Raw genomic sequence first — 12513 nt, 5'->3', positions numbered from 1 at the left:
ATCAAGCCCAGCCGAGCTACTCGGCCGAACAATGGCTTATCCAACACCCTCACGAAAGCCAGACCATGACCTACCAAAGCACCAACCCCAACACGGGCAAGATTCTCAAGAGCTTTGAGCATCTCAGCAGCCCGCAACTAGAGGTATCGCTGGCACAGGCAGAGTCCTGCTTCCAGGCCTGGAAGCACACCAGCTATGCGGAGCGGGCGAAGATACTGGCAAAGGCCGGCGCGCTGCTGCATGCGCAAGCGGATGATTTTGCCAAGCTAGCAACAATGGAGATGGGCAAGCGCATCGGCGAGGCGCGCGCCGAGGTCAAATTCAGCGGCGACATCCTGGCCTACTACGCCCAGCATGCCGAGGCTTTTTTGGCGCCTGTGCAGCTGAACCCCAAGGTCGGCGAAGCCCACATGGAGAGCAGCCCTTTCGGCGTACTGTTCTGCGTGGAACCCTGGAACTTCCCTTACTACCAACTGGCGCGTGTGGCGGGGCCACAGTTGATGGCCGGCAACGTGCTGGTGGTAAAGCATGCGGGCTGCGTGCCGCAGTGCGCGATGGCTTTCGAAAAGCTTTTGATCGATGCGGGCGCACCCGTGGGCGCGTATACCAATCTGCTGATTTCACATGAACAGTCGGACCTGGTGATTGACGATCCGCGCATCAAAGGCGTGGCCCTGACGGGCAGCGTCGCAGCGGGAAAAAGTGTGGCCTCGCGCGCCGGGCAGAACCTCAAGAAGACCTCGATGGAGCTGGGCGGCAGCGATGCTTTCATCGTGCTAGACGATGCCGACCTGGACAAGACCATCCCTTGGGCAGTGTGGGGGCGGATGTACAACGCCGGGCAAACTTGCTGCGCCGCGAAGCGCTTCATTGTGCTGGACTCGGTGGCGGACAAGTTTCTTGCGCAATTCAAGACGGCGCTGGAGGCCTTGGTACCAGGCGATCCGATGGACGAAAAGACCACGCATGGCCCTTTGTCCACCGAAGAGGCGTTGCTGCAACTCCTCAAGCAGGTGGACGTTGCCGTGGCCCATGGTGCCAAGCTGTTGATGGGCGGCAAGCGCATAGCCCGCCCAGGGGCGTTCATGGAGACCACGATCCTGACAGACATCGCACCCGGCAATCCGGCGTTCAGAGACGAATTTTTTGGCCCCGTGGTCTCTTTTTACCGCGTCAAGAACGAGGATGAAGCGATTGCCTTGGCCAACGATTCTGACTTTGGCCTGGGCGGCTCGGTATGGACAAAAGACCTGGCGCGCGGCAAACGCGTGGCCAGCCGCGTGGACACCGGCATGGTTTTCATCAATAACATCGACTGGGCCGACGCGGAGTTGCCCTTTGGAGGCATCAAGTATTCCGGCTACGGCCGTGAGCTAGGCAACATGGGCATCCAGGAGTTCGTCAACAAGAAGCTGGTGCGCACGGCCGTGCTGGACGCACCAGCCTGACTCCGAAGAGTGCCATGTACGTCAACGTTGCCGTTCTGAAGGAAACCCAGCCGCACGAGCGCCGTGTGGCGCTGGTGCCCTCTGTAGTGGTCAAGCTACGTAAGCTGGGTGCCAGGCTGCACATGCAGGCCGGCGCCGGTGCAGCCATCCACCTGGACGATGCCGCGTTCGAAGACGTCGCCATCATGGAAGACCGTATCGCCATGGTTCGTGATGCGGACGTGGTGCTGTGCGTGCAGCCCCCCGCGCTGGAGGTGGTGGATGCGATGCAAGAGGGCGCGATCCTCATCTCCTTCGTCTACGCGCATAACCAGCAGGCGCTGGTGCAGCGCCTGCTGGACAAAAAGATCACCTGCTTTGCGATGGAGCGGGTGCCGCGGATCAGCCGGGCGCAGGCGATGGATGCACTGTCCAGCCAGTCAGCCTTGGCGGGGTATTACGCGGTGCAGCTGGGGGCCACGCAGCTGGCGCGGGTGCTGCCCAAGATCACTACCGCAGCGGGCTCCCTCGGGCCGGCCCATGTGCTGGTGATGGGCCTGGGTGTCGCTGGCCTGGAGGCAATTGCCACCGCCCACCGGCTCGGTGCCATCGTGGAGGGGTATGACGTTCGCCCAGAGACACGGGAACAAGCACTGTCCCTGGGGGCCAGTTTTGTCGATACCGGGGTGGACGCAACAGGCAAAGGCGGATACGCCCGCGAACTGAGTGCTGAAGAAAAAGCCAAGGTGGCGGACGTCTTGACGGCGCACATCCAGAAGGCGGACCTGGTCATCACCACGGCCGCTATTCCCGGTAAAGCTTCTCCCAAACTCATCAGCCGCGCCCAAGTCGCCGGCATGAAGGCCGGTGCTGTGATCGTCGACCTGTCGGCAGAAGGCGGGGGCAACTGCGAGGACACCCGCCCAGGAGAGACTGTACAGATCGGCCAGGTGCGCATCCTGGCACCGCTGAACGTCGCATCCTTGCTGGGCGAAGACGCGAGCGCGCTGTACGCCAAGAACCAGTACAACCTGCTCGCACTGATGCTCAAGGACAACGTCATCGTCATCGACTGGAGCGACGAAATTCTTGCCAAGACGGTGCTCACGCATGCGGGCCAGGACAAATCGCTGAGCACTCCACAACGCGCATTGGCATCAGCCTAAAAGAGTCGCAAAAGGACACCATCATGGAATTCTCCATTGGAATTTCTGGCTTCGTCGCCGTGTATATCTTTCTGCTCGCAGCCTTTGCAGGTTGGGTAATCATCGGTCGCGTACCGGCCATCCTGCACACCCCTTTGATGTCGGGCTCGAACTTCGTGCACGGGATTGTGGTCGTCGGCGGCATCTACGCGCTGCTGAATGCGAGCTCCGTGCAAGAGCAAGTGCTGGGCTTTTTGGCGGTCCTGTTGGGGGCAGGCAATGCGGCCGGCGGCTATGCGGTAACCGACCGCATGCTGGCCATGTTCAAGCCCAGTGGCCACACCGCGGCCCACGGCAAGGTCAAAAGCCTCGCGGCCCAGAGCAAGGTCAAACGCCTGCCGGTGAAGAAAAAGCATTGAGACCAGCACCATGCCCATCATTGTTCTTCAGCTGGCCCAACTCGGCATCGTCGCGGCCGACATCACTGCGGCCTTCCTGTTCCTCTACGGCTTGCACCGCATGGCATCTCCGGTCACGGCGGCTTCGGGTATCTTTGTTGCTGGCGTGGGCATGGCCATGGCGATTGCCGCCAGCTTTCTGCATGCGTTTGGCGTTAGCGCCGCGGCCCAGCCCTATCTGGTGACCAACATCGCTTTGGCCTTGCTCGCGCTGAGCCTCGGGGGCGGTGTCGCCTGGTGGAGCGGGCGTACGGTGGCCATGACCGCTATGCCGCAGATGGTGGCGCTCTACAACGGCATGGGCGGTGGTGCAGCCGCAGCCATCGCTGCCGCGGAGTTGCTGGCAGACAAGGCCCACAGTTTGACCATCCTCGTCGTGACGCTGTTGGGTGCACTGATCGGTTCGGTATCGCTGTCGGGCTCGCTTATCGCCTGGGCCAAGCTGGACGGTGTGATCCAGCAGCCGTTGCGGCTGAAGGGGCAGCAGGCGTTCAACGCGCTGATGCTGGTACTCACTCTGGCCATCGGCACCTATATCGCGACTATCCGTGCGGACATAGCCCCGCTGCTGCAGGTGACACCGGCTTTTGTGTACCTGTTCTTTGGCTGCGCGTTGGCCCTGGGTGTTTTGATGACGCTGCACATCGGCGGTGCGGACATGCCGGTGGTGATCTCCATTTTCAATGCCTTCACCGGCCTGGCGGTGGGGCTCGAAGGCTTTGTGCTGCAGAGCCCGGCACTGATGGTGGCCGGTATGGTGGTCGGCGCGGCCGGGTTGTTGCTGACACTGCTCATGGGCCGAGCCATGAACCGCTCCGTAGCAAACGTGGTGTTCAGTAATTTTGGCGAGGTTACCAAGCACAAGCCCGGCAAGATCCAGGGCGAGCTCAAACCCATGCAGGCCGGTGACGCAGGCATCGCCATGCGTTACGCCACGTCGGTCATCATCGTGCCGGGCTACGGCCTGGCGGTGGCCCAAGGCCAGGGCAAGCTGTTCGAATTCGTCAAACTGCTGCAGGCCGGCGGTGTGTCGGTCCGGTTTGCCGTGCACCCCGTGGCGGGGCGCATGCCGGGCCAGATGGACGTGCTGCTGGCCGAGGCTGGCGTGCCCTACGACATGATCCTTCAGCTGGAAGACATCAACGGCGATTTCAAGGCTACCGACGTCGCGCTGGTCATCGGCGCCAACGACGTGGTGAACCCTGCCGCCCGCACCGACAAGGCTTCGCCCATCTTCGGCATGCCCATCCTCAATGTAGACCAGACCAAGCAGGTTTTTGTCATCAAGCGCGGCGAGGGCAAGGGCTACGCAGGCATCGCCAATACGCTGTTTTACGGCGACAACTGCAACATGGTCTATGGCGATGCTCAGGCTGTGCTGGTCCAGATGATCGAAGCGGTGCGAGGCCTGGGTCTCGCCGCCGCGGCCTAGTTTCCATCCATCCATCAAGGAGATCACCATGACACGCAGCATGCAAGCCGCTTTCGTAGAGCAATTCGGCAAACCTCTGGTCCTGAGGGAGGTACCGATACCGACCCCAGGTCCGGGCCAGATCCTGGTCAAGACCGAGGCCTGCGGTGTCTGCCACACCGACCTGCATGCTGGCAACGGCGATTGGCCCGTCAAGCCATCGCTGCCGTTTACCCCGGGCCACGAAGGCATAGGCCTGGTCGTTGCGCTGGGTGCGGGTGTGACGGCGGTGAAGGAGGGCGACCGCGTGGGCGTGCCCTGGCTGTATTCCGCCTGCGGCCATTGCGAATACTGCCTTGCCGCCCGTGAACCGGTGTGTGCCGAAGCCCAGTTTGGCGGCTATACCCAGAACGGTGGCTTTGCCGAGTACATCCTTGCCGACCCCAATTACGTGGCCCACATACCGGCCGGCTTGACGGCCCAGGAGGCAGCACCCTTGATCTGCGCTGGTATCACCTCTTACAAGGGCATCAAAGAGACCCAGGCCAAGCCGGGCGAATGGGTGGTTATTTCCGGTGTCGGCGGTTTGGGCCATCTGGGCATCCAGTACGCCAAGGCCATGGGCTTGCACGTCTGTGCGGTGGACATCGACGACGGCAAGCTGGCCCACGCGAAACGGCTTGGCGCCAATGCCACAGTGAATGCCCTGCACGGCGATGCGATTGCCGAGGTGATCAAAGCCACCGGCGGTGGTGCCCACGGGGTGCTGATCACTGCGCCATCGCTGGCAGCTTTCAAACAAGGTGTAGGTATGACGCGCAAGTTTGGCACCTGTGTGCTGGTCGGTCTGCCACCGGGGGAGTTCCCGACACCTTTGTTTGATGTGGTGGCCAATTGCATCACCATCCGCGGCTCGTTCGTCGGCAACCGCCGTGACATGGCCGAAGCCTTGGCGTTTGCCGCCGATGGCAAAGTGAAGGCGGATTTCGAATTGCAACCGCTTTCCGCCATCAACGATGTGTTCAAACGGCTGGCCCACGGTGAAGTGCCTTCGCGGGTGGTGCTGGATTTTTCCCATCGCTGACCCTGCCAGGCGGATGGTGGATAGTTGACCCGGAGCATGGCATGTCAAAGCGACGCACATTCCTTGTCTCAGGTACGGCCGCCGTCGCGACGCTGGCCTGCGCCGGTGGTGACGACAGATATGCGAACGCGGTGCAAGATATCCGGAGGCCTTTGCAGGTGCAGCCCCAGGCGGGCGGTTTCTCGTTGCATGAATTGGTGCGCTACGCCACGCTGGCTCCCTCCAGCCATAACACCCAGTGCTGGATATTCAAGCTGGGCGAAGGCAGCATCACCATCTTGCCGGATCTGTCGCGGCGCTGCCCAGCGGTGGACCCGGATGACCATCATCTCTATGTGAGCCTTGGCTGCGCTGCTGAAAACCTGGTGCAGGCCGCCCTGGCGGTGGGCTTGCATGGTGAGGTGGTGTTTCAGGAGGCCAGTGGTGCGGTTCGTATCGATCTGACGGCTACGCGTGCTCTGCGCACACCTCTTTTTGAGGCAATTCCCCTGCGCCAATCGACCCGGGCCGAGTACGACGGTCGTACCCTGTCTGCTGGGGATTTGAGGCTGCTGGAGCAAGCGGGAACCGGCACAGGGGTGCGGCCCCTGCTGTTCACCAGCAGGCCACAGATGGAGCAGATCTTGGAGTACGTGACCCGCGGCAACACCCAACAGATGGGCAATCCAGCCTTTATGGCGGAGCTCGGCTCTTGGGTGCGCTTCAATACGAACGAAGCTTTGGTCACAGGGGATGGCTTGTTCTCAGCCGCTTCCGGCAACCCCACGCTACCGCACTGGCTGGGATCACGGCTCATGCCTTTTTTCATGACCGCCGACCATGAAAACGACAAGTACGCCAAGCAGGTGCGAAGTTCTTCCGGCCTGGCGGTCTTTGTCTCTGATGTTAGCGACAAGGCGCATTGGGTTGAAGTGGGCCGTTGCTACGAGCGGTTCGCGCTCCAGGCGACTGCGCTGGGCATGCGCAATGCAATGCTTAACCAGCCAGTAGAGGTGGCTGAGTTGCGCCCCCAGTTTGCAATTTACCTGGGCATCGGCACCGGTCGCCCAGACTTGGTGGTGCGCTTTGGCTACGGTGCCGCAACGCTGCAGTCCTTGCGGCGACCGATCAACGCAGTCATTCAACCAGGACTTGCGTAAGTCCTGCCAAGAAATTTTTTCAACAGGAGACACTATGTCCTACGCTACTTTGATGGTGCATTTGGAGTTGGGGCGATCGAATGCAGAGCTACTGCAAGTCACCTTGAATCTTGCCCAACGATTCCGCTCTGGTGTGGTGGGTATCGCTGCCTGCCAACCCATGCAGTTGGTGTATGGCGATGGCTATGTCTATGGCGACCTGATTGAGGAAAACCGCTTAGAGATTGCCAAAGAGATGGCCCAGGCCGAGGCAGAGTTCCGCAGCGCGCTGCAGAGCCACGTGCCCTGGGTCGAGTGGCGGTCCACCACTGGCTATGTTTCGCTCAGCGACTACCTGGCAAGTGAGGCGCGCAGCGCAGACTTGTTCATCACCAGCGTTGCCAAAAGCGATTTGTTCGATCCGTCCCGAACCGTGGATACCGGAGATCTCATTATGCAGATAGGACGCCCGGTGCTGGTGGTGCCGCCCACCGCAGAACAGGCGCAGCTCAAACGTGTCGTCGTCGGCTGGAAAGACACCCGTGAAACCCGCCGGGCGGTCTATGACGCATTGCCTTTGCTGAAAACCGCCACCGATGTCCGGGTCGTGGAGTTGGCTGCAGAGCCCGGGCTGGTCGCCGCACGGGCGCGGCTTGCGGATGTGGTGGCATGGTTGCACCGCCATGGTGTGGTGGCCGAGTCCCTGGCACCTCTGGCCACCGGGGATGACGCAGCCCAGTTGTCCGCGATTGCCTGGGAATATGAGGCGGATCTGGTGGTTGCCGGGGGCTACGGACACAGCCGGCTGCGGGAGTGGGCGCTGGGCGGTGTCACCCGGTCTTTGCTGCTGCAAACCGGCCGGTGCGCATTGCTGTCGCATTGACAGCGCCAGTCGGCACGTCTGACTCAAGCCATCTGGCTGATCGTCTTGCGAAAGCGTGCCAGGGAGGCAAAAAAGAATACGGTGCCGATCACCAGAATGGCCAGCAGCTGCGGCCATACCACCGCCAGGCCCGCGCCCCGGTACAGAATCGCCTGACCGGCAGACACAAAGTGGGTGGTGGGCGCCAGCAACATGATGTTTTGCACCAGTGCCGGCATGCTTTCACGCGGGGTGGCCCCGCCCGACAGCATCTGCAACGGCAGCAGCACCAATACCAGCAGCATACCGAACTGCGGCATGGAGCGCGCCAAAGTGGCCAGGAAAATCCCCAGTGAGGTGGTGGCAAACAGGTGCAGCGCCGCCACCAGCATGAACAAGGCCACCGATCCTTCGATTGGCACGCCCAACGCGCCTTGCACCACAAATACCAGCGCCATCAGCGCAGCCAACAGCACGACCAGGCCCATGGACCAGACCTTGGCCAGCATGATTTCGGTGGGCGTGACCGGCATCACCAGCAGATGCTCCAGCGTGCCGTGCTCGCGTTCGCGTATCAGTGCCGCACCGGTGAGGATGATGGACAGCATGGTGACGTTGTTGATGATCTCCATCAGCGAGCCGAACCAGGCCTGCTCCAGATTCGGGTTGAAGCGCATGTGCAGCACCAGGTCGACCGGGGCTGCCGCGGTGCTGCGGTAGCGCTGCACAAATTCGTTGACCTCGCTGGTAATGATCTGCTGGATGTAGCCGTTGCCGGTAAACGCCTGGCTCATCAGCGTGGCATCCACATTCAGCTGCAAGGCGGGCGCGCGGCCGGCCAGCACATCACGCTGGAAGTTGGGCGGAATGTCCAGCACAAAGGTGTACTGGCCGCTGTCCATGCCCGCGTCCACTTCGGTGAGCGACACCATGGCAGGGGGCTTGAAGTGCGGCGGGTACAAGCTGGAAATGATGCGCGCCGACAGCGGCGATCCATCCTCGTCCACGATGGCAATCGGTGCGTTGTGCAGGCTCTCCGGCATGGCTGTGGCCGCCACGTAAATCGACAGGGTGAAGGTGTAGGCGATCAGCACCAGCATCATCGGGTCGCGCGCCAGACTCCACAATTCCTTGATGCCCAGGCGGTAGATATTGGGGATGCGCATTCAGCTTGCCTGCTTTTTCAACAGCCCTATGGACATCAGCAGGATCACGGGGACGGCGATCAGCAAAGGCCAGAACGATGGGCCCAGGCCGGAGAAATCCAGCGCCTTGTTGAACACCCCCCGGCAGATCGTCAAGAAGTGCGTGGCGGGATAGATGTGCCCCACCACCGCACCCATGCCCTCGAGTGAGGACACGGGATTCGTCAGGCCCGCAAACTGCACGCAGGGGATGATGGTGCCGATCATGGTCACAAATATCGCGGCGATCTGGCTCTTGGTGAAAGTGGAGGCCAGCAGGCCAATGCCGGTGGAGCTGAGCACAAATACCAGTGCCGCGACCGTCAGCGTGGCAAAGCTGCCTTTGATGGGCACGTCAAACACCGTCACCGCCAGCGTTGCCATCAAGAGGAAGTTGAACATGGCCAGCGCTATGTAGGGCAGCTGCTTGCCCAGCAAAAACTCGCTGCGGGTGACCGGGGTGACGTAGAGGTTGATGATGGAGCCCATCTCTTTCTCGCGCACCACCGACAACGCCGTCAGCATGGCCGGGATCATCATCAGCAGCATGGGAATCACCGCTGGCACCATGGCGGGCAGGCTTCTGACATCGGGGTTGTAGCGGTAGCGGCTTTCGATACTGGCGGGCGCTGCCATCGACTGACCCAGCCGGTGGCTTGCCATGTCGGCCAGCCACATGGTGTGCATGGCCTGCACATAGCCGCGCACGGTTTCGGCCCGGGCGGGCATGGCACCGTCGACCCACGCACCCATTTGCACCGGCGTGCCGCGCGCGATGTCGCGACCGAAGCCGTGGGGTATCTCAATGGCCAGCGACAGCTCTCCGCTGCGCATGCGCTGGTCCAGTTCGGCATAGCTGGTGATGGGCGGCTTCTCGATGAAATAGCGCGAACCGGACAGGTTGAGCACGTAGTTCTGGCTCAGCACTGTCTGGTCCTGGTCCATCACGGCGTAGGACAGGTTTTCCACATCCAGATTGATGCCGTAGCCCATGATGAGCATCAAAAATGCCGTGCCCAGAAGCGCCAGTGCGGCCCGCACCGGGTCGCGCTGCAGCTCCAGCGACTCGCGCAGCGTATAGCTCCAGGCGCGTGCAAAACTGAAGCCTCGTGTGCGGGCCGCCGCTCCAGCCGTCTTCGCGGGCTCTGGTGCAACATCGGCCTTGGGGGCGGGAGGGGTGGCTTCTTCCAGGTAGGCAATGAAGGCCTGCTCCAGATTTTCAGTGCCACGCTGCCGCACCAGCCCGGCCGGGCTGTCGGTCACCAGCACCCGGCCGGCGTGCATCAGCGAAATGCGGTCACAGCGCTCGGCCTCGTTCATGAAATGGGTGGAGATGAAGATCGTCACCAGGTCGTTGCGGGCCAGGTCGATCATCAGCTGCCAGAACATATCGCGCGCCACCGGGTCCACGCCGGAGGTCGGCTCGTCCAGGATCAGCAGCTCGGGCTTGTGCACCATGGCCACCGCCAGCGACAGGCGCTGGCGTATGCCCAGCGGCAGGCTTTCCGGCAGGCTGTTCAAGACCTCGCGCAGCTTGAAGCGCTGCACCATCGCGTCTACGCGGTCGGGAATCTCGGCCTCGGCCACTTGGAACAAACGCGCGTGCAGCACCAGGTTCTGCCTGACCGTCAACTCGGCGTACAGCGAGAACGCTTGCGACATATAGCCCACGCGCCTGCGGGTGGCGATGTCCTTGGGGTTCACCTTGCTGCCAAACAGCAAGGCCTGTCCCGCGGTGGCGGGAAGCAGGCCGGTCAGCATCTTCATGGTGGTGGATTTGCCGCAGCCGTTGGAGCCCAGAAAGCCAAAAATCTCCCCGCGCCGGATACGAAAGTCCACCCGGTCCACGGCCAAAAATTCGCCGAAGCGCATGCTTAAACCCTGGGCTTCAATGGCGATCTCGGGTTGGGCCGATTCCACCAGCGGGGGCACGTGGATGGCATGATGGCCATGCCGCTGGGCCTCGGGCAAGAGGGCGATAAAGGCGGCTTCCAGCGTCTCGGTATGAGTGCGCGCACGCAGTTCTGCGGGCGTGCCCTGGGCCAGTATGCGGCCCGCGTCCATGGCCACCAGCCAGTCAAAACGGTCGGCTTCTTCCATGTAGGCGGTGGCCACCACCACGCTCATGCCCGGGCGGTCGCCACGGATGCCGTCGATCAGATCCCAGAACTGGCGGCGCGATAGCGGGTCCACACCGGTGGTGGGCTCGTCCAGAATCAGCAGGTCGGGGTCGTGGATCAGCGCGCAGCACAGGCCCAGCTTCTGCTTCATACCGCCGGACAGCTTGCCCGCTGGGCGCGACAGAAATTCTTGCAGCCCGGTGCTGCGTGTCAGGCTGTCGATGCGGCGGCGCCGCTCGGCGCTGTTGTGGCCAAACAGGCGGCCGAAGAACTGCAGGTTTTCCTCTACCGACAAGGTGGGGTAGAGGTTCTTGCCCAGACCCTGGGGCATATAGGCAATGCGCGGGCATACGCTGTTGCGGTGCGCGGTGCGGGCCATGTCGCCACCCAGCACCTGCACATGGCCTTGTTGCACCGCCCGGGCGCCGGCCAGCAAAGACAGCAGGCTAGACTTGCCCACGCCGTCCGGCCCGATCAACCCCACCATGCACCCGGCGGGGAGGTCCAGTGTGATGTCGATCAGCGCCTGCGTCTTGCCGTAGTGCAGATGAACGTTGGCCAGCTGCGCAACCGGGGCTGCTGTCACTGCGGCACCTTGACGGTCAGCTCCGCGGGCCACGCTGCTTGTGCGTCGGTTTTGATCCAGGCCATGCCCGGCACACCGGTCTTCACCTGCTGCAGGTGTTTTTGCAGCAAGGCGGGGTCGATTTGTGCCTTCACGCGGAACATCAGTTTTTGCCGCTCGCTGGCGGTCTCCACCGTTTTCGGGGTGAACTGGGCGGTGCTGGCCACAAACGAGATCTTGCTGGGGATCACATACTGCGGTGCGGCATCCAGCACCAGATGCACCTCGCTGCCCAGTGCCAGCCGACCGGCGTTGGCCTCGGGCACAAAGAAGGTCATGTACACATCGGCCAGGTCGACCAGGCTGATGACCTTGCCGCCGGCCGCCACGACCTCACCGGGCTGGGCGATGCGGTACTGCACCCGGCCGGCACGGGGTGCCGTCAAGGCGCTGTCGTCCATGTCGGCCTGGATGCGCACCACGGTGGCGCTGGCCGCCAGCACCGCAGAGCGGGCGGCAGTTACCTGGGTTTGGGCTGCAGCGATGGCGGCGCTGGCGGCGGCCACCTGGGCGCGGGCGGCATCCACCGCGGCCTGCGCGCTGCGCACCCGGGCCCGGTCGTCGTCCAGCTCCTGCTCGGACGAGGCGCCTTCGTGCGCCAGAATTTGTGAGCGTTGCAGACGCAGTTGCGCCGCGTCGAATTCGCTCATCCGCTGCACCACCACGGCCTGTGCGGCTAGGCGGTCGCTGGCGCGCATGGCAACCTGGGCCACAGCGGTATCGATGCCGGTCACGGCCTGCTGCTGGTGCGCCCGGGCTTCATCGCGCTGCGCCTCCAACGTCTGCACTTGCATGTGGCCCAGCACTTGCCCGGCCTGCACAAACGCACCTTCGTCCACCAGCAGGTCTTGCACGCGGCCGCCGAGCTTGGCCGCCACATTGATCTCGGTGGCTTCGATGCGGCCATTGCTGCTGACAAAGCCCGGGCCGGGGCCCTGCGGGTGCAGCATCTGCCAGGCAAAGTAGCCGGCGGCTGCCAGCGTGGCTGCGATGGCCACGGTCACCAACCAGGGTTTCCATTTCTGGATGGCTGGCGGAGGTGGCAACTTGGGCGATGGGGGCGCCGGGCTGGCGGCAAC

General features: G+C 62.7%; 10 protein-coding genes. 7 read left to right on the top strand and 3 right to left on the bottom strand.

Annotated elements, in window-relative coordinates:
* The first annotated feature begins 65 nt into the window (after positions 1 to 65).
* The 7 genes from AC097L_RS10735 to AC097L_RS10705 are packed head-to-tail and all read left to right on the top strand — an operon-like array spanning position 66 to position 7526.
* Complete coding sequence (locus AC097L_RS10735) at positions 66 to 1448, top strand: NAD-dependent succinate-semialdehyde dehydrogenase (RefSeq protein ID WP_479586363.1); 1383 nt, start codon at positions 66 to 68, stop codon at positions 1446 to 1448.
* A 14-nt stretch (positions 1449 to 1462) separates the two neighbouring features.
* Entirely contained in the window at positions 1463 to 2593 is a 1131-nt protein-coding gene (locus AC097L_RS10730) for an NAD(P) transhydrogenase subunit alpha (protein ID WP_479586362.1), read from the top strand.
* Positions 2594 to 2616: 23 nt separating this feature from the next.
* Complete coding sequence (locus tag AC097L_RS10725; protein ID WP_479586361.1) at positions 2617 to 2991, top strand: NAD(P) transhydrogenase subunit alpha part 2; 375 nt, start codon at positions 2617 to 2619, stop codon at positions 2989 to 2991.
* Between the two features lie 10 nt (positions 2992 to 3001).
* Positions 3002 to 4462, top strand: coding sequence for an NAD(P)(+) transhydrogenase (Re/Si-specific) subunit beta (locus tag AC097L_RS10720; protein ID WP_479586360.1), 1461 nt, complete (start codon positions 3002 to 3004; stop codon positions 4460 to 4462).
* Positions 4463 to 4490: 28 nt separating this feature from the next.
* Complete coding sequence (locus tag AC097L_RS10715; RefSeq protein WP_479586359.1) at positions 4491 to 5525, top strand: zinc-dependent alcohol dehydrogenase; 1035 nt, start codon at positions 4491 to 4493, stop codon at positions 5523 to 5525.
* Between the two features lie 41 nt (positions 5526 to 5566).
* The gene (locus tag AC097L_RS10710) at positions 5567 to 6664 is read left to right on the top strand and encodes an Acg family FMN-binding oxidoreductase (RefSeq protein ID WP_479586358.1); all 1098 of its coding nucleotides are present in this window, start codon (positions 5567 to 5569) and stop codon (positions 6662 to 6664) included.
* Positions 6665 to 6698: 34 nt separating this feature from the next.
* Positions 6699 to 7526 (top strand): universal stress protein, encoded by an 828-nt coding sequence (locus AC097L_RS10705; protein WP_479586357.1) that lies wholly within the window; start codon positions 6699 to 6701, stop codon positions 7524 to 7526.
* A 23-nt stretch (positions 7527 to 7549) separates the two neighbouring features.
* Here AC097L_RS10705 and AC097L_RS10700 read toward each other — a convergent pair whose 3' ends face one another.
* From AC097L_RS10700 to AC097L_RS10690, 3 genes are read right to left on the bottom strand one after another with little or no spacing between them, the layout of a single operon-like run.
* On the bottom strand, positions 7550 to 8671 hold the full coding sequence (locus AC097L_RS10700) for an ABC transporter permease (RefSeq protein WP_479586356.1): 1122 nt from the start codon (positions 8669 to 8671) through the stop codon (positions 7550 to 7552).
* Positions 8672 to 11395: a ribosome-associated ATPase/putative transporter RbbA gene (rbbA, locus tag AC097L_RS10695; protein ID WP_479586355.1), complete on the bottom strand. Its 2724-nt coding sequence runs from the start codon at positions 11393 to 11395 to the stop codon at positions 8672 to 8674.
* A complete protein-coding gene (locus tag AC097L_RS10690) occupies positions 11392 to 12384 on the bottom strand; it encodes an HlyD family secretion protein (protein ID WP_479586711.1) in 993 nt (330 codons plus the stop codon). Before AC097L_RS10690 ends, rbbA begins: the two co-directional genes overlap by 4 nt.
* Positions 12385 to 12513: the final 129 nt, after the last annotated feature.

The sequence above is a fragment of the Rhodoferax sp. RT5P35 genome (assembly GCF_056521385.1).
The sequence above is the reverse complement of the archived record's forward strand: the minus strand, read 5'-3'. Positions and strand labels throughout refer to the sequence as shown.